The following is a 19,792-nucleotide window of genomic DNA, read 5'->3' on the forward strand; positions in this document are numbered from 1 at the left end:
CCCGCGGACCGCCGTGCCCCGCCCTTCGGTTGGCGGAGGGCGCCGGCCCTCGAACGGTCGGCGCCCTCCGGTCGGAGGCTGGAACTCACGCGCCCGTCTCGGGCGCGCCGAACCACCGCTGGAGCGCCTCGGCCAGGCCGTCCTCACCGCCCGTCGAGACCCAGGCGACATGTCCGTCGGGCCGGAGCAGGACCGCGGTGGCCCCCGCCAACTCCCGTGCGGACAGCCCCTCGGGTTCGGCGACCGTGCCGCTGACGGTCAGGACGCGGCTCTTCCAGGGTGCGGCGACCGCGCGCACGGCCGCCGCGTCGGCGAGGTCGACGAGCACGCCCTGCGCGGTGTGCAGCAGTTCCGTGGTGTCGGTGCCGCCGCCGTCGGTGTCGACCTTCAGCGGGGTCAGCCGGCGTCCGGTCAGCGGGTGGTCGTCGTCCTTCGCGCCGAAGTCGTAGCGGATGTCGAGGCCGCTGACGGTGCCCGCGAGGTGCCGCTTGACCTCGTCGTACTCGATCAGCTCGGCGAACATCTCGCGGATCGGGTCCATTTCGGGACCGCCGACGTAGACCATGCCCTGGGTGGCGGTGTTCATCATCAGCCGCTCACCGACCCGGTGCCGCTCGGCGTGGTAGGTGTCGAGCAGACCCTCGGGCGCCCAGCCGGTGACGACCGCGGCCAGCTTCCAGCCGAGGTTGGCCGCGTCCTGCACGCCGGTGCTCAGGCCCTGGCCGCCCGCGGGCAGGTGGATGTGGGCGGCGTCGCCCGCCAACAGCACGCGCCCGCGCCGGTATTCGGTGACCAGCCGGTTGGCGTCGGTGAACGAGCCGACCCAGTCGGCGGTACCGGCGCTGATGTCCTCGCCCGTGATCCGCTGCCAGGCACCTGCCACTTCGGCGAAGGTCGGCTCCTCGGTGCGGTCCGGCGGCGGGGTGCCGTTCTCGACCACGATGACCCGGTCGACGTTCTCGCCCAGCGGCGCGGCCATGATCATGCCGCCGGGCAGCCGCTCGCCGAGGAATCGCGGGCGCAGCCCGCAGCCGACCACGTCGGCGAGGTACATGCCGCGGGTCGGGTCGGTGCCGGGGAAGTCGAAGCCGACGGCCTTGCGGACCGCGCTCTTTCCGCCGTCGCAGCCGACCAGGTACGAAGCGCGCAGGTGGCGTACGCCGTCCGCGGTTCCCGCGGTGAGGGTCACCGCCCCTTCCCCGTCGGCGACTTCGAGGAATTCCCAGCCGCGGCGGATGTCGGCGCCCAGGCCCACGGCCCACGCCTCCAGCACGGACTCGGTGAGCGACTGAGGGATGCCGCGGGCGCCGAAGTGCGCGCCCTCCAGCACCGTGTAGTCGAAGACCAGGCCGCCGAAGTGGCCGACCGGGGAGATCTCCAGGGTGCCGTCGGGGCCGCCGAAGGCGGGCAGCAGCCCGCGCTGGTCGAACACCTCCATGGCGCGGGCGGTGAAGCCCAGGCCGCGCGACTGCCCGGTGGGTTCGTCCAGGCGTTCCACGACGATCACCCGGGCGCCGCCCAGCAGCAGTTCACCGGCGAGCATCAGCCCGGTGGGCCCCGCCCCCACGATGATCACATCGGTGTCCAGGGCAGCGGCTCCGCCCGCGTCCGTGCTGTCCCTCTCGTGCACCTTCTCGTCCACCTTCTCGTCCACGTCTGACTCCTGTCTGAAAGGAAGTTGCCTCCGGCGAACGGGGCCACGGGCAGGGACGCGCCGCCGGACGGCCCGTCAGGAGGCGTCCGGCGGCGCTGTCGCGGGTGCGGTACGTCTGCGATGCGTACGGCCGGGGGGCCCTGCGTACGGCGGCGCTCGACGACCTGGGTACGGCGGGGGCTCAGCGCGCGAAGAGCTGCGCGATGTGCGCGGGCGCGTCCGTACCGGCCCATTCGACGGCGCTCTGGATCACCGCCGGGGTGGCCTCGAAGCACCTGTTGTCGGGCGAGCCCAACTCGAAGGGGGCGGGGAGGAATTCGGACGTCCGCAGCCGCTCGAAGAGCTGGGCCGCGCCGGCCTTGGCCTCCAGCGTGCCCGCCTCGACCTGCTGGCAGATGGAGCGGGTGAAGCCGAGCAGCTCCGATATGTCCTGGCCGACCGGGGCCGGGAGTCCGGGCACATCGCGCTTCTCCAGGTCGCGGAAGACCTGCTCGTCGCGCTCGGGGTCGGCCATGAAGGTGCGGTACGCCCGGTCGATGGTGACCGTCGGCAGGATGCTGGTCGACTCCCACACCCGGATGACCGCGTTCCACAGGTCGTAGTCGCGGAAGCCGACGAAGGAGCAGTAGACGAGGTCGTCGTGGATGTCGAACAGGCCCTGCTGGAGGCTGTCGACATACGCGAACCGCTCGACGGACCAGTCGCCGTCCTTGGACGCCTCGATCAGCCGCCAGGCGAGGGCGTTGACGACCTCGAGGGTGTTGGTCAGGCCGCGCGAGTACAGCGCGTCGATGAATCCGGCGGCGTGCGCGGTCAGACAGTAGCGCTCACCGACGGTCTGCGTCGCGGAGTACTGGAGCCGGCCGGTGGCCACCCACGGGCGTACGGCGGTGGCGTCGGTGAACTGCTCGGCGATCTCGGGGTACCGCTCCAGGAACTGGTCGAACTGCTCCTGCGCGGAGACGCCGGGCTCGGCGGGGAATTTGCGCTCGTCCAGTTGCAGGCCCACGCTGCACAGCGGGTTGAGGGCGCCGTCGTGGTTGTCGAACGGGATCACCCAGAGCCAGCCGCCGTCGAAGACGTGGTGCAGGGTGCCGTTGTGCCAGGGGCTGGGCTGCTTGTGCGAGCGGGCCGCCTTCGCGTCGTCGAAGGGTGTGACGCCGACCATGTGCGTGAACAGCGAGCGCGAGTGCGCCCTGGCGCGGGTCGGGGTCTCGCGCAGCCCGAACTTCTCCGCGACCGGCGACCGGAAGCCGCTGCCGTCGATGAGGTAACTGGCGTGGAATTCCTCGCCCTTGTCGGACCTGAGCAGCACCCCGTGCTCGGGGAACACCTCGATGTCGGCGATCTTCGTGGCGACCTTGGGCACCGCGCCGTACTTCACGGCGAGGTTGAACAGATAGGCGTCCACGTCCTGCCGGAACAGGTGCGTCTCGGTGCGCTGCCACTCGGGCACCACGAGCTGGTTGATCTGCTCGGGGTCCTGCGGCTGCCCTTCGACGTGGTAGACGAAGCCGAAGTTCTGCTTGCGCCCGCACGACGGGGCGATCTTCTCCTGGATGCCCTTGAAGCTGGCCAGCGGCTCGATCTCGGGCACCTGGTAGCGCTCGGCGATGATCCGGGTCATCGACGAGGTGTACGGGATGGTGGACTCCCCCACCGCGAAGCGCGGGTGCACGCCCGCGTCGATGAGCAGGACCTTCACCCCGTTGCGGGCCAGCACCGAGCCCAGCAGACCGCCGGCCATTCCCGCGCCGAGGATCGCCACATCGAACTTCTCATTGGACTGGGCCTGTTGGGCGGTTGTGTTCATGCTGCTTCGTCCCTCCCGGGTAGGAATGTGTCGGGGCACGCGAAAACGTCCCCGGCTCCCGGTGCGGGAGAGGGGACGTCACGGGGTCGGTGCGGTGCTGCTGCTCGCCGCGCTGTCGCGGGGCGGTGCGGTCAGTCCAGGGTGCGCAGCACGACGGCGGAGTTGAAGCCGCCGTGGCCGCGGGCCACCACCAGCGTGGTGCGCAGTTCCGCAGTGCGCGGCGACAGGACCAGATTGAGGTCGTAGCCGGGGGACGGCAGATCGTCCGCGGTCGGCGGGATCAGGCCCTCCTCCATGGCGAGCAGGGCTGCCGCCAGGTCCAGCGGCGCGGCCGTGCCCGGGTAGCGGCGCCCGGTCATGGTGCGGGGCGCGGTGACGGGTACGGCGTGCACGCCGAACACCGCGGTGACGGCGGCCGATTCGGCCGCGTCGAGGCCGGGGACGAACACCGCGTCCACCTCGCCGGGGACGGCTCCCGCGTCGCACAGGGCCAGTTCCACCGCGCGCCGCAGGCCCGGTTCGCGTCCGCCGCTCGGGTCGGGGTCGAAGGTCGCGCCGTATCCGGCGACCTCGCCGTAGATCTTGGCGCCGCGGGCCAGGGCCGCGTGCGCGGTCTCCAGTACCAGCAGCGCTCCGCCGCCGGGCCGGGCGGCGGGCGGCGGGGTGTGCGCGCTCCAGGTGGCGGGGCAGACCGGCGCGTCCACACCGCCGGAGACGATGAGCCGACCGCCCTGCCTGATCTGCCGCCGGGCGTGCGCCACGGCGTCCAGGCCCTTCATGCCGTCCCTGATCGAGATCTGGCCGCTGCTGACGGCGTAGAACCAGGCGAAGGAGCGGTACGCGCCGCTCTGCCGCCCGGCCTGGCCGCGCGGTCCGCCGGTGCCGGTGCCGGCCCGGAAGCGGGCGCCGAAGCCGGGCCCGCGGCCCTCGCCGTACCGCCCGCCGGGAGCCGCGGCGGCAGCAGCCGCGGCGGTGACGGCCGTCACCGCGTCGGGGCCGAAGTCGGGCAGGTCCTGCGGGCGGATGCCCGCGTCGGCCAGCGCCCAGTCCGCTGCGGCCAGCGCGAGCCGGGCCATCCGGTCGGCCTGCGGCGCGGGCCTGCCCCACAGTTGGTCGCCCGGAGCGGGGTCGAGGAGGGCGGCGGTCTGCCAGGCGGGTTCGCCCGCCGTACGGGCCTCGCCGTGCCGTCCGGCGCCGCGCCCGCTCCCGCACGCCTGCGCCCAGTAGTCGCGGGCGCCCAGTCCCGCGGGCGAGACGATGCCCAGACCTGTCACCACCACAGCGCCGGTCACGGCACCCTCCGCAGCAGCTCGGCCGCGCCGGGCACCCGCCCGGTGCGGCGGGCGGGCGGGGCCGGTCGGGCCCGCTCCACGATCGCCGTGCTGTCCATGGCCACGCCTTTCCGCAGTGCCCGAGCATGGACACCGCGCCCGAGCATGGACACCGCGCCCGGTGGCGCGGTGCCCGCCGATTCCGGCCGTTCAGGCGCCCGGTCGTCGGTGCCCGGGTCCGGTCAGACCTTGAACAGCTCCTTCTTCGCGTAACCGCGCTGCCAGATCAGCTTGTTGACGACGCGCAGCGGCGGCGGGAAGGACCCGAGGAACCGCTTCTGGTCGTCCGGCGTCGCGTCGTCGATGACCCAGGGGATGTAGACGCTGACGCCGCTGATGCCGAGGTTCTTGGCGTTGGCGAGCCCGAAGGTCCGCCATTCGGCGGGCGACAGCACGTCCTGGATCAGCGGCAGCGCGGCCTCCTCCTCGTGCGTGAAGTGGCCGTCCATCACCTGGTAAAGGTCCTCGATCAGCGCGGCCAGGTCGCCCCCGCCGCCCTTGATCGCGGTGTCCACCGCCTCGATGCGCGGGCCCAGCTCGGCGTGCTCCTCTTCCATTTCCTTCATCAGCCGCTGATCGTCGGGACGGTCGGCGATCTTGGCCTCCACCTGCGGCCACAGCGCCCGGTCCTCGACCGAGTGGTGGTTGTGGAGCTGGTGATTGAAGTTGTCCCACCCCGCGCGCACCTGCGGCGCCGTCGCCTGACCGGCGGCCACCGCGGTCGCCAGCCGGCGCAGGTCGCGTCGGAACGCCTTGTGCGTCGCATACATGACGGTGAAATCGATGTCCACGTTCGGGTCTTTCGACTCGGCCACGACGGCCCACCACTTTCTTCGTACGAATGTCGTTATCGGCCCCCCGGGGATCGGGATGACCGCTCGGAGCCTCGACGGTCCGGAGGCTCCCCTCCGGGCCCGGCGTCCGGGCCACCGCCAGACCGTGTCCGGCCCCGCGGATAAAGAGCTTCGGGCCACGGTCGATGTGACATCGTGGCACCGTGTGATCATTCCAGCACTCATGGAGATCGGTGGGTCGCGCCGGAATATCGCAGGTGAAAGAGACGCGCGTCACATTTCGCGGCGCGAGTGTCACGCTTTCGGGTCCGCGGTACCTCATAGGTGAAACGCATCACGGGAGGCTCACATCGTGTCCGACACTCCGGCTCAGCTCCCCTCGGCTGCTGGTGACCGCGCGACCGAGGTGTTCGTCGGCCATCGGGAACTCCTGTTCTCGGTGGTCTACAACCTGCTCGGCAGTGTCTCCGACACCGAGGACGTCCTCCAGGAGACCTGGCTGGCCTGGGCCCGCCGGGTCCGCCAGCCGGACGCCGAGGAGATCGACAACCCGCGCGCGTACCTGGTGCGGATCGCGGTCAACCAGGCGCTCGCCCGGCAGGCGACGATCAGCCGTCGCCGCGAGACGTACATCGGCCCCTGGCTGCCCGAGCCGCTGCTGACCCGTACGCCCGACGCCCTCGACAGCCCGCAGGGCGCGCAGGCCGTGGACGCCGCGGAGTCCGCGCTGCGCACCGAGTCGGTGTCCATGGCGCTGCTCGTGGTGCTGGAGACGCTGACGCCGCTGGAGCGGGCGGTCTTCGTCCTGCACGAGGTGTTCGGCTACGCGCACACGGAGATCGCCGAGATCCTGGGACGCAGCCCGTCCGCGATCCGGCAGCTCGCGCACCGGGCGCGCGAGCACGTCCAGGCCAGGCGGCCCCGGTACCAGGCCGATCCGCACCTCCAGCAGCAGGTCACCGAGCGGTTCGTGGCCGCCGCGCTCGGCGGCGACATCGCCGAGCTGATGAGCCTGCTCGCGCCGGACGTGACGATGTGGACCGACGGCGGCGGCAAGGTCCGCTCCGCGCTCCGGCCGGTCAACGGCCGGGACAAGGTCGCCCGCTTCCTCAACGGCTACGCCACCAGCCGGCTGCCCGAGTCGCTGGACATCCGCTACCAGCAGGTCAACGGCGACCCGTCGGCCGTCGTCTTCTCCGGCGACTCGCCGTACGCGGTCATGGTCATGGACCTCAACCCGAGCAACGACCAGATCACCGACATCTACCTGGTCACCAACCCCGACAAGCTCTCCCGGGTCCGGCTCGACGAGAGCGGTGAGCCGACGGGCGCGCCGCGGCTCGCGCCGGACGCGGTGCCCGAGCCGGAGCTGGACCCCGAGCAGGAGGACGCGCACCCCCGGGAGGCCGGACGGCGCGCGGACACCCCCTAGGCCCGGGAGCCGCCGGGTGAATCCCCCGGACCGGCCGCCCCCGTCACCCGACGGCGCGCAGGGCGCCGGTCACCCGGCGGCTCCCGACCCCCGTCGCGAGGACGGTGCGCGACGGTACGGACTACTGCGGCGCGCTGACCGGCGGGCCGCCGTGCGGTCCGCCCTGCGGCCGGGCGGCGGTGATGCCGTGGCGCTCGCCGACCGCCTTGATCGTGTCCCAGTCGGGCCGCTCGGGGCGGGTCAGCACCTCGCTCAGCTCCTCGAAGAACAGCTCGATGCCGCCGGGCGTCATCGTGCAGAGCATGAGTCCCGTGGTCTCGCCCACGTTGAAGAAGGAGTGCCACACGCCGCGCGGGCCGTGCACCATCGTCCCGGCGGGCGCCTTGTGGATCTCCTCGCCGACCTTGACCTCGAATTCACCCTCGAGGACGTAGAAGGACTCGTCGGTGTCATGGTGCACATGCCACACCGAGCCCTCCCCCGCGGGCATCCGGACCTCGTAGAACGAGGAACGGCCGCTGGTGTCCGAGCCGCGCAGCAGGAAGCGGGTCTCCTCGCCTCCGCCGTATGTGATCGGTACGACGTCCTCCAGTCGGACGACCTTGCCGGAATCCACGCCCATCACACCCTCCACCGGTCGAATTCGGGAACTCGCAGAAACGTCAGGAACACGAACAGCGCGGATCACCTCGGATCCACGCGGAAGACCGCGGGGCGTCGCGAAATACCGCCGTGCGACGCGCCGCCGTGCCAAGGAGACAGGGAACGGGCGGGGCGGTCAGCCGTCGATGATGGGGTGCACGCCGCGCAGTTCCTCCTCCAGCGCGCCGAGCCAGCCGCGGAAGAAGACCAGCGGCTCCTGGTGCTGCCGGGGCACGCCCAACTCGACCACGCGGCCGAGGAAGATCGTGTGGTCGCCGCCGTCGAACTCCTCGACCAGGTGGCAGGACAGGAACGCCAGCGCCTCGCTGAGCACCGGAACGCCCGTCACCGACGGGTGGTTGGCCACGTCGTGGATCTCCGCGGTGCCCTTGCCCGCGAAGGCGCGGGCCACGCCCTCCTGCTGCCCCTGGAGGAAGTTGACGACGAATTTCCCCGACTCCCGCACGACGGACCGCAGTCGGGACTCGTTGTGCAGGCAGAACAGCACCAGCGGCGGGTCGAGGGAGACCGAGGTGAACGAGTTCACCGTGGTGCCCTCGGCGTTGCCGTCCTCGCCGCTGGTGATCACCGTCACGCCGGTCACGAACATCCCGCACACCGTCCGCAGTGACCGGCCGTCCACCGGGTGCGCCTGGTGCAGTGACATCAGTCTGCTCAACGGGGCCGGTTCGCCCACCCGTTCCTCCGGCGGCGCCACCGTATCTCCGGCGACGGTCCCGGCCGCCACCGCGTTCGACGACATCGCACCTGCCATCGTCCACACCTCCCACACCACAGAGCCCGACAACGCGATTCAGGGGCCGCACCCGGACGTCAGGGGACGGTCGCCATGGTCGTTCGGAGAGAATCAAAGAGAATCAGGGAGAATCCGCGAGATTCGTAGAGATTCCGAGAGAAAGGACCGCTCCGGGGGCTTTCGCCGACACCGCACCGGATCCTGACTACCAGGTTCTTCGGTCCGCCGGTCCGTCACAAGATCCCCGGCTTCAGGTCTCGGTCAGGAACCACAGATGCACCGCCCGACCTTCCGGAAAGGGCCAGGCGCGTGTCAGAGGAGTGTCAGATCCGGCGGTCGGCGGGCGAGAGCCGGCCGACCGGCGGCCCGCCGACCGACGTCCGGCCGGAGGCGGTTGGCCGTCAGACCGCGCGGCCGAGCGCGGTGAGCATCTGCCGTCCGCCGGGGCCGAGCGGGAAGCAGTTGGTCCTGGCGAGCCCGGCGCGCAGCGCGAGGCTGCCGCCGAAGGACGCGAGGTCGGCGTCGGGCGCGGTCACGACCAGCGCCACGCCGAACCGGCCGCCGACGGCGACGACGCGCTCGGCGAGCCGGGTGGCCTCCAGGTCGTCGGCGAAGACGAGTCGGCAGTCCTCGACGGCGAGCACGATGCCCTGCCAGGTGTCGGTGGGGTCGGGGACCGGGCCGTGGTGGCGGGCGCGGTCGGCGATCACCGCCACCGCGTCGCGCAGCAGGTCCACGGTCTGCTCGCGGGTGGCGGCGGTACGGGCGGCGGCCTCGGCGATCGGCGCCGGGGTGTCGTGCCGGCCGCCGGGGTCGGCCAGCCACAGCGTGAACTCCTCGCGGCGCGCGGCCTCGTAGAGCACCATCAGCAGGAAGCTGCTCTTGCCGCTGCCGGGCGCGCCGCAGATCAGGCCGCTCTCCATGCCGGAGCCGGGGGTGTTGAGCTGCCAGTAGGCGGGCTCGCCGGTCGCGCCGACGCCGACGCGGTGCCGTCCGGTGGTCTCGTCGTAGGTCGGGCCGGGATAGCGCGGGCCGCGCTGCTGGGGCGCGGTGTCGCGGGCGGCCCTGTTCTCGGCCTCGCTGAGCGCGGACTCCAGGACGCGGCGGGCGCGGTCGGCGACCTCGGGGTCCACGGCTCCGGTCGCCACGGCGGTGTCGTGCTCGGCGACGGCGAGCAGGCGGCGCCTGGCCCGGTCGTCGCCCGCGGCTCCCGCGTCGACCACCAGCCGGGCGGCGCGCTCGCACAGATCGGCTGCCCTGGCATAGGCGCGGGCGTCCTCCGGCCGTTCGAGCCGCGCGTCGACCGCGGTGCGGTAGCAGGTCCTCGCGGTCGTCTGGAGGCGGCCGAGGTCGGCTCCGAGGGCGATCAGGACGAGCTGGGCGTGGACGATCTGCACGGCTTCCGCGTGCGAGAGCATCCTGGGGCCCGTCTCCGTCCCGACCGTCTCCCCCGAGCCGCCGTCGGCCTCGCGTAACAGGCAGTCGGTGCCGTGCGTCCACGCGTGGACGACGTCTTCCACGGCCTGCGACCGGTCCTCTGCGAACGACACGGCAATTCCCCTTCGCGTCACTGGTGTTGCGCCTGTGCCCTACGGTACGGGGCGGTAGCGTCACCCAACAGCGCGCCAGGGGGTCAGTAACCGGTCAATGCCGTGCCGCCGTCCACGGTGCCGATGGCGATGTGCGGCTGCGCCGCAGGCCGCAGCCACGCGAGGATCCGGCTCATCGCGTCGGCGGGTACCGAGACGCAACCGGCCGTCGCGCCGCTGCCGTTGACGTGCAGGAAGATGCCGGCGCCGCGGCCCTTGACCGGCTTGGCGTAGTTGAAGTCGATCAGGACGGCGTGCGCGTACTGCCCGGGGTAGTCGGCCAGGCGCTCGGACTCGGTGCCCCGGCAGTCCTTCGGCAGCGGGTCGACCCAGCGGTTGTAGGAGGTCGACTGGGTGTCCTCGCACCACCAGGCGGTCGGGGTGACCGCGCGGTACGGCAGGGCGGTGCCCGCGGGCGCGGCGGCGTTGCCGAAGGCGAGCGGCAGGCCGTAGAGGCCGGTGGGCGTGGTGCTGGTGTTCTGGGTGCGGGTCGCGCCGTCGGCCAGGCCGTGGGCGCCGAAGCGGGCGGGCGCGGTCCCGACGGCCTTCCAGCCGCCGCTCTGTTTCTCCCACCAGGTGAGGGTGCCGCTGGTGGAGCCGAGGGTGGGGGCGCTCGCGGTGATGAGCTGGGTGCCGCCGCCGGTGTCCTTCATGATCTGCGGGAGGTTCGCCACGGGCCGGGGCTGCGCCGTACCCGAGCCGGGAGCGGGACCGGCGCCGGTGCCGCCGACCGCGAGGGTGGTGGCGAGGGCTGCGGCGGTGACCAAGGTGGTCGGGGTCAGTGGGCGCACGGGGTCTCCTCGGTGCGGTGGTGGCGGATGAGCGCCAGCCGGGTGTGTGCGGGGTGTGGATGGGCAGCAGCTAAGCATGACCGTTGTGGTAATCGGCCGTATGGAGAGCATTGTCAGCTCCGCGACCACGGTCCTTCGCGAGGAGGGTTTCGACGCGCGTGGCGTCACCGGCGCGCGCGACGCCGTCTCCCTGATCGGCGCGGGCGGTGTGACGGCGCTGGTGATCGGCGGCGGTGTGGGCCCGCTGGCCGCGCGTCGGCTGCGGAAGGCCGCCGCCGCGCACTCGGTGACGGTGATTCGGGGCGGCCTGCGCGGCCAGGACGTGCGCGGTTACGTACGGCAGCAGATCGTGCCCCAACTGCGGGCCGCCGGTTCCTGACGGCCCGCGGCGCCCCGCGAACGCCCTGCGACCGTCAGCCGGTCGCCGTGGGAGCTCCGGCCGGGTCAGCCTCAGGGGCGTCCGGCGTCAGGTCGATCACCCAGTCGTGGCACGTGATCGGGTTGCCCTTGGGGTACTCGAAGTCGGCCTCGCCCAGCAACGTGAATCCGGCCTTGCGGCACACGGCGTTCGACGCCGGGTGGCTGACCTTGGGGAAGGCGTGCAGGTGGCGGTGGGCACCGGCGGCTCTGGCCGCCTCGGTCACCGCGCGGGCGGCGTCCGCCGCCAGGCCCCGGCCCTGGAACTCCGGGAGGATCGCCCAGCCGGTCTCGTAGACCTTCCCGCCCCGCCACGTCTGTTCCCAGAAGCCGATGGAACCGGCGACCTCGCCGTCCGGGACGAGCACCACGCGGTACATCCTGCCGCCGGTCTTCTCGATGTCCTGGTAGCGCTGGTGCCGGGAGAGCAGTTGCTCCTCGGTCTCCGGTCCGCCGAGGTACTCGGTCATCTCGGGTGTGTTCGTCCTGCGGAGCAGCCACAGGTCGTCCGCCGACCAGGGCTCGATGCGAATTCGCGGCTCATGTGCGTCGTCCATGTCCGCACCGTACGACGAGGGTCTGACAGTCGACCCCCGAGGCAGGCCGGTGCGGGCCGGACACAGGCGGGAACGAGCCCGGAGCGGGTCCGGAGCGGGTCCGGACATGGAGGAGCCCCGGCCGGGACGGGGGGACCAGGCCGGGGCAGTAAAGGGTGAAGAACGTGTGCGAACGTCTTCACATTATTAGTTTAACACTCAATGAGCGAAGTCAAAGCCACTCGGCGCGGACGTGGACCGCGCCGGGTCCTCGGGGGCCGAGGCGACCGCGGGGGCGGACACGGGAGCGTGCAGCGGGGCGGCCGGGGCGCGGGAGCCGCCGAGCAGATCGCAGAATTTCCTGGCGTCCGCGGGCAGGTCACGGCGCCAGGCCATGGCCACGACCGGGGCGAGCAGGACGAGGGCCGCGCGCAGCGAGCTGGTGACCGACAGCCGCACCAGCGTGCCGTCGGCGTGCGGGGCGAGCTCGAAGCCGTACACGGGCACCTGGGTGCCCAGCGGGCACCACATGCGCTGGCCGCGGAACACTATCCGGCGGCCCGGTTCGAAGGCGGCGCAGACCAGCCGGTGCGGTCTGCGCCGTCCGGGGTAGCGGTAGCGGTACTCCGCGTCCACGCCCGGCGGGACGGGCGCCGAGTCGACGAAGGCCACCCCCGAGCTCCACAGGGCGAGATTGCGGGCGTCGGCGAGGAAGTCGAAGACCTCCGTGGTCGGCCTCGACACGAACACGTTCGTGGACACGCTCGGCATCACAAACCTCCCCGGTAGCGGCGTGGGCGGCGAGCCGTCGCGGGTACGCCGACCGCACCCGTGGGGTGCGCGGCTCCGGCGCGGTACCGCCGCCTGTTTCACTCCTCTCGCACAGCGTGCCCCGCAAAGGTGCACATGTCGTGGCAATACGCCCATTGGAGTGAGAACGCTGCGTGCCGGGGGATGAAACCGCAGGCCGGAGGCCGATAGCCTGGCGCGCGTGGAAGAGCAGAAGCTGCCGGCGCACTTCGAGCGCGGCACGGACGGACCGAAGGTCATCCTCGCCGGACTGGACGGCTCCGACACGTCGTGGCGGGCCGCCGCGTACGCGGCGGGGCTCGCGCGGCGGCAGCACGCGCTGCTCGCCCTGGTCTACGTGCAGCCGTACATGCCGACCGGCGCCGCCCTCGGGGTCCCGGTGTCGGAGGTCGACACCGGGATCGCCGAGCAGCTCATGGCGGAGATCCGCGACTCCGTCGAGCGGTTGCAGGGGACGTTCACGGTGCGGTGGGAGTTCCACACCTTCCGCGGCGACCCCTACAACGGCCTGACCACGGCCGCGGAACAGCTCACCGCGGACGCGGTCGTGGTGGGCGCCTCGGAGCGCGCCGGGCACCGGTTCGTCGGCTCGGTCGCCGTCCGGCTCGTGAAAGCCGGACGGTGGCCGGTCACGGTCGTGCCGTAGCCGCGGTCGATACCGGCGCGGCGGGGGCGTACTTGTAGCCGACCCGGCGCACCGTCACGATGCTGGCGCGGTGCTCCGCGCCGAGCTTGCGGCGCAGCCGGGCGACGTGGACGTCGACCGTGCGGCCGTCGCCGACATGCCCGTATCCCCAGACCGTGGTCACGAGCTGGTCGCGCGAGTGCACCCGGTGCGGGTGCGCGACGAGGTGCGCGAGCAGTTCGAACTCCAGGTAGGTCAGGTCGAGTTGGCGACCGTCGACCGCGGCGGTGCGGCGCTCGTCGTCGATGCTGATCGGCACCTGGGACAGCGGGTCGGAGGTCTCCGCCCGGCCGGTGCGGAACTCGGGGGCCGGGGCGGGGACGGCGGTCGGGACCTGCTCGGCCGGGACGAGCACCAGGTAACCGACCATCGGGGCGCCGCCGGGGATGGTGGGCAGCACATGTCCCGGCGCGGGCAGCCAGGTGGCGCCGGGCGGCAGGAAGTCCGGTGCGGGCGGCACCTCGTCGGGGCGTACGGCGCGCAGTCGCTGCCGGTTGACGGCCGGAGCGCCGCCGGAGGAGGGCGCTCCGCCCGGTCGGGCGGGCAGCGTGGAAAGGGAGTGGACGTTCGGCAGGTTCGACATGATTCGGCTCTTTCGCGCGATGGGGTCGTCAGGACGCCGTATTGCGCGGGGACCGGTGGCTGCGGGCAGCGGCTCGGAGGCCGGTGCGGCGGGGTCAGCTCAGGACGCGGGTCCGCGCGGGGGTCGCGCGGCAACACCAGCGGTCGAAGTGGTGCTCCTGCCGGGACGGCCAGAAGGGTTCGAGGTCGTCGCGACCTGTCCCGGAGTCAGTAGTGCTGGCCATGTGTCCTATTGAACCAGACGACGTGCGCGTGCGGTGACCGCCCGGACACACTGGTGCCGCTTTGCCCGCATTCCGGCCACTGACCTGGGCGCGCGCTCCGGGTCGGCGCGCGGGCCGACCCGGAGCGCGGACGGCTCGGGGCGCGGGTCTACCCTGGGCAGCCGGACCATTAGGAGTACCCCCATGCATACCCACATGGATCTCGGCGCGTTCCACGACGTCACGACGTTCGCGATGTCGAATTCGCCCGGCCCCGGTCCGGTGATGCGCAGCATCATCGTCGTCTCGGTGGTCGGTGTGGTGTTCCTCGCCTGGTTCCTGCTGCGCGGTTACCGCAACGACGGGGACTAGTCACGCGGGGCCGCGCCGGGCGGCGGCGGTCATCTCGCGCGCAGGCCGTACGCGACCTCGTAGGCGTACAGCCAGGTCAGCGGCCCGACGGCGCCGTCCGCCGGGCCGAGCGCGGCGACGTAGTGCCGCTGGAGGGCCTTGACCTTGGTCAGGTCGAGCGCGGTCATGGTGCGGGACGGGCCGACCTTGTACGGCGGGCCCCAGTTGCCGCGTTGCAGCCAGGTCTGGAGCAGCAGGGTGTGGTCGCTGACCGCGCCGAGGACGAAGTACTCACGGCCGGGGAACGCGGGCGCCGGGTGCGTGGTGGCGGTCGGGCGCACTCGGTAGGAGGCGACCGCCGTGCCGCCGCGCGGGTCGGCGGGGTCCGCGGTCGGCGGGCAGATCCCGTCGGGGAAGCGCGGCGCGAAGTAGCCGGTGACGCGCTGGGCGTGACGCAGTTCACGGTGCGACCACACGCCGTTGCCCTGGCCCCGGTCGGTGGCCCCGGCCTTCACGCTGTTGCCGCCCTTGGTGTGGACGTAGCGCTCGTCGAAGCCGGTGACGATCTCGGTGTGCCCGCCGCCGTCCAGATTCACCCAGGCGCCGATGCTCGGGTACGCGGACCAGGCGCCCTTGCGTCGGGCCCATGCGCTGAACGCGGTCACGTTGTCGGTCTTCGGGACGGCCTGGGCGAGACCGACGTCGTGGTACATGTCCCAGTCGAAGATCACGCACCAGGAGACGCGGTTCTCTCCGTACTCCTTGCCGAATTCGGTGTCGTTGTCCCAACCGTCGGCGCCGCTCCAGTGCTCGTAGACGCGTTCCGGGACCGCCATGACGTGTTCGATGAGTCGTTTCCACTGCGGGTCGGCCATCGGCCCTCCCCGGGGCTTGCGCCGGAAATCGGCGCGTATCGGATGATGTACACCCTGCCCAACGAGGGGGTGGCCGCCGGGACATGCGTCAGGGGCGGACACCCCCGGCGTCCGCCCCTGAGCCCTGTGCCGTCACGCCGCCTCAGCGCAGCGGCATCCCGGACAGCGTGCGGGCGATGACCAGACGCTGGATCTCGCTGGTGCCCTCGAAGATCGTGTAGATCGCGCTGTCGCGGTGCATGCGCTCCACCGGGTACTCACGGGTGTAGCCGTTGCCGCCGAGGATCTGGATGGCCTGGGCGGTGACCTTCTTGGCGGTCTCGCTGGCGAAGAGCTTGGACATCGAGCCCTCGGCGGAGGTGAAGGGCTTGCCCGCCGTCGCCATCCAGGAGGCGCGCCAGACCAGGAGGCGGGCGGCGTCGATCTGGGTGCGCATGTCGGCGAGCTGGAAGGCGACGCCCTGGTTGTCGATGATCGGGCGGCCGAACTGCTCGCGGCCGGTGGCGTATTCGAGGGCGTATTCGTACGCGGCGCGCGCCGTGCCGACGGCCATGGCGCCGACCGCCGGGCGGGAGGCCTCGAAGGTGGCCATCGCCGCGTTCTTCACCCGCTCGCCGCCATGGGCCGACTTGGCCCGCTCGCGGGCCCGTGCCAGCCGCTCGTCGAGCTTGTCCTTGCCGCCGAGCAGGCAGTCGCCGGGAATCCGTACGTCCTCCAGGACGACCTCGGCGGTGTGCGAGGCGCGGATGCCGTGCTTCTTGAACTTCTGGCCCTGGGACAGGCCGGGAGTGCCGGGCGGCACGATGAAGGAGGCGTGGCCCTTGGTGCCCAGCTCCGGGTCGACCACGGCGACGACGACGTGGACGTTGGCTATGCCGCCGTTGGTGGCCCAGGTCTTGGTGCCGTTGAGCACCCACTCGCCGGTGGCCTCGTCGTAGACGGCGCGGGTGCGCATCGCGGAGACGTCGGAGCCCGCGTCGGGCTCGGAGGAGCAGAAGGCGGCGAGCTTGACGTCGTCGGCGTCGCCGTACATCTGCGGGACCCAGGTGCCGATCTGCTCCTCGGTGCCGTTGGCGAGGACGCCCACGGCGGCGAGTCCGGTGCCGACGATGGACAGGGCGATGCCCGCGTCACCCCAGAACAGCTCTTCCATGGTGAGCGGGATGCCCAGGCCCGTGGGGTCGAAGAACTGCTGGGCGTAGAAGTCCAGCGAGTACAGTCCGATCTTGGCGGCCTCCTGGATGATGGGCCACGGGGTCTCCTCGCGCTCGTCCCATTCGGCGGCGGCCGGGCGCATCACGTCGGCGGCGAAGCCGTGGATCCAGTCGCGCACGGACTGCTGGTCGTCATTGAGTTCGAGCGTGAAGTCGCCCATCTTCCCCTCCACGTGCCAGTTACTAGCGGTAACAGCAGTCTGTTACCGACCGGTAGGCCATGTCAACTCATTCCGCCGCGCGCGGGGGGCGGCTGGCGGGGTGTTACGTTGCGCTGACCACCAGCAATCGAACAATTGGGGAGGCGCGGGTGGACACCGGCCAGCGGCAGGACCAGCGGACGGCCACGGAGCGGCGCCGGGCGGAGCTGCTCGAAGCGGCCGACCGCGTCGTCCTGCGGGACGGGCCCGAGGCGTCCATGAACGCCATCGCCGCCGAGGCGGGCATCACCAAGCCGATCCTCTACCGGCACTTCGGCGACAAGAGCGGCCTGTACCGGGCGCTGGCCAAGCGGCACACCGACGCGTTGCTGGCCACCCTGCGGGCCGCGCTGGACTCCCCCGGCGACCGCAGGGACCGCGTCGAGGCCACCTTGCACGCGTATCTGTCCGCCATCGAGGCCCACCCGCAGGTCTACCGCTTCCTGATGCACCCGGCCGAGGCGCCTGCCGACGGCGACAAGGGACTGGACGCCGGACGGCACTCCGTACCGCTGCTGCGCCGCATGGGCGAGGACCTGGCCGAGGTGATCGCCGAACGCCTCGACCTCGGCCCCGACTCGGAGCAGCTCGCCCGCGCCTGGGGACACGGCATCGTCGGCATGATGTACGCGGCGGGCGACTGGTGGCTCGGCGAGCGGCCGTTCTCCCGCGACCAGCTGGTCAGGCACCTGGCCGACCTGCTGTGGGGCCGCCTCGCGGCGGCCGGCGACCGGGCGGGCAGCCCGGGGCTGTGACGCGGCGGGCGGATCAGGAACCGCGAGCGGGCCGCACCCGTCCCCACAGACAGCGCCGGTGGCGCGGATGCCCCCGGTGCGCGTGGAGTTCGGCGCACGGTCCGACCGGGGCGGCGCGGTGCGGTCCGGGGGCCCGGAGTCGATAGGCTGAGCCGGGACCGAACCTTGTCGGCCGCCCAAGTGGCGCTCGGAGGCGTACAACCAGCCGCCACGGGGCAGCGGGGCCGGTCGCAGTCGAGGAGGAAGAGAGACGATGGCAGGCAACTCGGAGCCGCTGTCGCCGCGGGCGAAACTGGCCGTGACGGCGGGCAAGGTGGCGGCGGGCGTGTCGCGTGCGGCAGGCCGTGGCAGCGGCTCGGTGATCGGCGGCAAGGTGGCGCTGAGATTCGACCCCGACCTGCTGGCCAGGCTCGCCCGGCACCTCGACGTGATCCTGGTGTCGGCGACCAACGGCAAGACCACCACCACCCGGCTGCTGGCCGAGGCGCTGCGCGCGGGCGGCCCCGTCGTCTCCAACGCGCTCGGCGCGAACATGCCCGCGGGGATCACCTCCGCGCTGGCGGGCGGCTCCGAGGCGCGCTTCGGCGTGATCGAGGTCGACGAGAAGTACCTGGCGGGCGTCGCCCGCGACGTCGCCCCCAAGGCCATCGCGCTGCTCAACCTCTCCCGCGACCAGCTCGACCGCGCGGCCGAGACCCGCATGCTGGCCGAGAAGTGGCGCGAGGGCCTGGCAGGCGTCGAGGCGATCATCATCGCCAACGCCGACGACCCGCTGATCACCTGGGCCGCCTCCTCCAGCCCGACCGTGGTGTGGGTCGCGGCGGGCCAGGAGTGGAAGGACGACGCCTGGTCGTGCCCGTCCTGCGGCGGCGTCCTGCAACGCCCGTCGGAGGACTGGTTCTGCGCCGAGTGCGGCTTCCGCCGCCCCACCCCGACTTGGGCGCTGTCCGGCGACCACGTGATCGACCCGCACGGCTCCGCCTGGCCGATCCACCTCCAGCTCCCGGGCCGCGCCAACAAGTCGAACGCGGCGGTCTCGGCCGCCGCCGCCGCGGCCTTCGGCATCGACCCCAAGGTCGCGCTGGAGCGGATGTACGCGGTGCAGGCGGTCGCGGGCCGGTACGACGTGGTGAGCTTCCAGCAGCGCGAACTGCGGCTGCTGCTGGCGAAGAACCCGGCCGGCTGGCTGGAGACCTTCTCGCTGATCGACGGCCCGCCCACCCCGGTGATCCTGTCGGTCAACGCGCGCGGCGCCGACGGCACCGACACCTCCTGGCTGTGGGACGTGGACTACACCCGGCTGGCCGGACACCCGATCATGGTGATCGGCGACCGCAAGCTGGACCTCGCGGTCCGCCTGGAGGTCGCCGGGCTCCAGTTCCGGGTCTGCGCCAACCTCGACGAGGCGGTGCGCTCCGCGCCGCCCGGCCGGATCGAGGCCATCGCCAACTACACCGCCTTCCAGGACCTGCGCCGCCGGGTCGGCAACTGACCGCGACCACGTCGCGTCACATCGCGTCACGTTGCTGACGACGGACAAGGAGAAGCACGCATGAGTGAGTCCAGCCTCCGCCTGGTGTGGGTCTACCCCGACCTGCTGAGCACCTACGGCGACCAGGGCAACGCGCTGGTCGTGGAGCGCCGCGCCCAGCAGCGCCGGGTGCCGGTCACCCGGGTCGACGTCCGCTCCGACCAGCCGGTGCCGACGTCCGGGGACATCTATCTGATCGGCGGCGGCGAGGACCGCCCGCAGCGGCTGGCCGCGGAGCGGCTGCGCCGCGACGGCGGGCTGAACCGCGCGGTCGCCAACGGCGCGATCGTCTTCTCGGTCTGCGCGGGCTACCAGATCCTCGGCCACGAGTTCGTCAACGACCTGGGCCGCCCCGAGCCGGGCCTCGGCCTGCTCGACGTGGTGAGCGTGCGCGGCGAGGGCGAGCGGTGCGTCGGCGACGTCCTGGCCGACATCGACCCGCACCTCAATCTGCCGCCGCTGACCGGCTTCGAGAACCACCAGGGCGTCACCCATGTCGGCCCGCAGGCCAGGCCGCTGGCCCGGCTGCGGATGGGCAAGGGCAACGGCACGGGGGACGGCACCGAGGGCGCCTTCAACGACACGGTCTTCGGCACGTACATGCACGGTCCGGTGATGGCCCGCAATCCGCAGATCGCCGACCTGCTGATCAAGCTCGCGCTGGACGTCAACGCGCTGCCGCCGGTCGACGACCAGTGGTTCGAGGCGCTGCGCGCCGAGCGGATCGCGGCGGCCGTACAGCCCGCGTGACACCGTTCCGACCCGCCTGACCCGTACCGCGCCCGTGTCCTCGCAGGAGGGCGCGGGCGTCGTGCGTCGGCGGGGGTCCG

The 19,792-nt window shown here is 72.3% G+C and carries 21 protein-coding genes; 7 read left to right on the forward strand and 14 right to left on the reverse strand.

All coding sequences use genetic code 11. The features are described 5' to 3' along the window. Nucleotides 1-85: 85 nt before the first annotated feature. The 4 genes from ACFY9V_RS18590 to ACFY9V_RS18605 form a co-directional block, all read right to left on the reverse strand. Complete coding sequence (locus ACFY9V_RS18590) at nucleotides 86-1,588, reverse strand: FAD-dependent monooxygenase (protein ID WP_391045638.1); 1,503 nt, start codon at nucleotides 1,586-1,588, stop codon at nucleotides 86-88. Between the two features lie 247 nt (nucleotides 1,589-1,835). Beyond that, nucleotides 1,836-3,467: a tryptophan 7-halogenase gene (locus ACFY9V_RS18595; protein WP_391118013.1), complete on the reverse strand. Its 1,632-nt coding sequence runs from the start codon at nucleotides 3,465-3,467 to the stop codon at nucleotides 1,836-1,838. A 131-nt stretch (nucleotides 3,468-3,598) separates the two neighbouring features. Then, entirely contained in the window at nucleotides 3,599-4,759 is a 1,161-nt protein-coding gene (locus tag ACFY9V_RS18600) for a beta-ketoacyl synthase N-terminal-like domain-containing protein (protein ID WP_391045096.1), read from the reverse strand. Between the two features lie 221 nt (nucleotides 4,760-4,980). Further along, entirely contained in the window at nucleotides 4,981-5,613 is a 633-nt protein-coding gene (locus ACFY9V_RS18605) for a hemerythrin domain-containing protein (RefSeq protein WP_355341092.1), read from the reverse strand. A 331-nt stretch (nucleotides 5,614-5,944) separates the two neighbouring features. Between ACFY9V_RS18605 and sigJ the strand changes: the two genes are divergently transcribed. Continuing rightward, nucleotides 5,945-7,024, forward strand: coding sequence for an RNA polymerase sigma factor SigJ (gene sigJ, locus ACFY9V_RS18610; protein ID WP_355341095.1), 1,080 nt, complete (start codon nucleotides 5,945-5,947; stop codon nucleotides 7,022-7,024). A 121-nt stretch (nucleotides 7,025-7,145) separates the two neighbouring features. Here sigJ and ACFY9V_RS18615 read toward each other — a convergent pair whose 3' ends face one another. The 4 genes from ACFY9V_RS18615 to ACFY9V_RS18630 form a co-directional block, all read right to left on the reverse strand. Beyond that, nucleotides 7,146-7,646 (reverse strand): cupin domain-containing protein, encoded by a 501-nt coding sequence (locus ACFY9V_RS18615; protein WP_355341098.1) that lies wholly within the window; start codon nucleotides 7,644-7,646, stop codon nucleotides 7,146-7,148. A 156-nt stretch (nucleotides 7,647-7,802) separates the two neighbouring features. Continuing rightward, the gene (locus tag ACFY9V_RS18620) at nucleotides 7,803-8,441 is read right to left on the reverse strand and encodes a flavin reductase (protein ID WP_391161961.1); all 639 of its coding nucleotides are present in this window, start codon (nucleotides 8,439-8,441) and stop codon (nucleotides 7,803-7,805) included. Between the two features lie 383 nt (nucleotides 8,442-8,824). Next, on the reverse strand, nucleotides 8,825-9,973 hold the full coding sequence (locus ACFY9V_RS18625) for a hypothetical protein (RefSeq protein ID WP_391161962.1): 1,149 nt from the start codon (nucleotides 9,971-9,973) through the stop codon (nucleotides 8,825-8,827). Between the two features lie 83 nt (nucleotides 9,974-10,056). Further along, nucleotides 10,057-10,779, reverse strand: coding sequence for a L,D-transpeptidase family protein (locus ACFY9V_RS18630; protein WP_355341357.1), 723 nt, complete (start codon nucleotides 10,777-10,779; stop codon nucleotides 10,057-10,059). A gap of 100 nt (nucleotides 10,780-10,879) precedes the next feature. On the opposite strand from ACFY9V_RS18630, the gene ACFY9V_RS18635 reads away from it, so the two are divergent. Then, nucleotides 10,880-11,182 carry a hypothetical protein gene (locus ACFY9V_RS18635; protein ID WP_355341107.1) on the forward strand — a complete coding sequence of 101 codons (303 nt, stop codon included), beginning with the start codon at nucleotides 10,880-10,882 and terminating at the stop codon, nucleotides 11,180-11,182. Between the two features lie 34 nt (nucleotides 11,183-11,216). Here the strand turns inward: ACFY9V_RS18635 and ACFY9V_RS18640 are convergent, their stop codons facing one another. Both ACFY9V_RS18640 and ACFY9V_RS18645 read right to left on the reverse strand, forming a co-directional pair. Next, nucleotides 11,217-11,777 carry a GNAT family N-acetyltransferase gene (locus ACFY9V_RS18640; protein WP_391161964.1) on the reverse strand — a complete coding sequence of 187 codons (561 nt, stop codon included), beginning with the start codon at nucleotides 11,775-11,777 and terminating at the stop codon, nucleotides 11,217-11,219. A 198-nt stretch (nucleotides 11,778-11,975) separates the two neighbouring features. Continuing rightward, complete coding sequence (locus ACFY9V_RS18645) at nucleotides 11,976-12,518, reverse strand: SRPBCC family protein (protein WP_355341113.1); 543 nt, start codon at nucleotides 12,516-12,518, stop codon at nucleotides 11,976-11,978. Between the two features lie 229 nt (nucleotides 12,519-12,747). On the opposite strand from ACFY9V_RS18645, the gene ACFY9V_RS18650 reads away from it, so the two are divergent. After that, nucleotides 12,748-13,212, forward strand: a complete 465-nt coding sequence (locus ACFY9V_RS18650) for a universal stress protein (RefSeq protein ID WP_355341116.1) — start codon at nucleotides 12,748-12,750, stop codon at nucleotides 13,210-13,212. On the opposite strand, the gene ACFY9V_RS18655 is transcribed toward ACFY9V_RS18650, so the two are convergent. Beyond that, nucleotides 13,196-13,834, reverse strand: a complete 639-nt coding sequence (locus ACFY9V_RS18655) for a winged helix-turn-helix domain-containing protein (RefSeq protein ID WP_391161965.1) — start codon at nucleotides 13,832-13,834, stop codon at nucleotides 13,196-13,198. The two genes, ACFY9V_RS18650 and ACFY9V_RS18655, sit on opposite strands and share 17 nt — an antisense overlap. A gap of 94 nt (nucleotides 13,835-13,928) precedes the next feature. Then, on the reverse strand, nucleotides 13,929-14,057 hold the full coding sequence (locus ACFY9V_RS18660) for a hypothetical protein (protein WP_262928374.1): 129 nt from the start codon (nucleotides 14,055-14,057) through the stop codon (nucleotides 13,929-13,931). A gap of 183 nt (nucleotides 14,058-14,240) precedes the next feature. Between ACFY9V_RS18660 and ACFY9V_RS18665 the strand changes: the two genes are divergently transcribed. Further along, on the forward strand, nucleotides 14,241-14,408 hold the full coding sequence (locus ACFY9V_RS18665) for a hypothetical protein (RefSeq protein WP_355341375.1): 168 nt from the start codon (nucleotides 14,241-14,243) through the stop codon (nucleotides 14,406-14,408). Nucleotides 14,409-14,437: 29 nt separating this feature from the next. Here the strand turns inward: ACFY9V_RS18665 and ACFY9V_RS18670 are convergent, their stop codons facing one another. Together ACFY9V_RS18670 and ACFY9V_RS18675 are read right to left on the reverse strand one after the other, a co-directional pair. Beyond that, nucleotides 14,438-15,262, reverse strand: coding sequence for a hypothetical protein (locus ACFY9V_RS18670; protein WP_391161966.1), 825 nt, complete (start codon nucleotides 15,260-15,262; stop codon nucleotides 14,438-14,440). A gap of 142 nt (nucleotides 15,263-15,404) precedes the next feature. Further along, nucleotides 15,405-16,637: an acyl-CoA dehydrogenase family protein gene (locus ACFY9V_RS18675; RefSeq protein ID WP_355341126.1), complete on the reverse strand. Its 1,233-nt coding sequence runs from the start codon at nucleotides 16,635-16,637 to the stop codon at nucleotides 15,405-15,407. Between the two features lie 149 nt (nucleotides 16,638-16,786). On the opposite strand from ACFY9V_RS18675, the gene ACFY9V_RS18680 reads away from it, so the two are divergent. From ACFY9V_RS18680 to ACFY9V_RS18690, 3 genes are all read left to right on the forward strand, one after another. Beyond that, the gene (locus ACFY9V_RS18680; RefSeq protein WP_391161967.1) at nucleotides 16,787-17,431 is read left to right on the forward strand and encodes a TetR family transcriptional regulator; all 645 of its coding nucleotides are present in this window, start codon (nucleotides 16,787-16,789) and stop codon (nucleotides 17,429-17,431) included. A gap of 253 nt (nucleotides 17,432-17,684) precedes the next feature. After that, the gene (locus ACFY9V_RS18685) at nucleotides 17,685-18,923 is read left to right on the forward strand and encodes a MurT ligase domain-containing protein (protein WP_355341129.1); all 1,239 of its coding nucleotides are present in this window, start codon (nucleotides 17,685-17,687) and stop codon (nucleotides 18,921-18,923) included. Between the two features lie 60 nt (nucleotides 18,924-18,983). Then, on the forward strand, nucleotides 18,984-19,712 hold the full coding sequence (locus ACFY9V_RS18690) for a type 1 glutamine amidotransferase (protein ID WP_188282469.1): 729 nt from the start codon (nucleotides 18,984-18,986) through the stop codon (nucleotides 19,710-19,712). Nucleotides 19,713-19,792 lie beyond the last annotated feature (80 nt).

Source organism: Streptomyces sp. NPDC008317 (genome assembly GCF_042955955.1).
GTDB lineage: Bacteria > Actinomycetota > Actinomycetes > Streptomycetales > Streptomycetaceae > Actinacidiphila.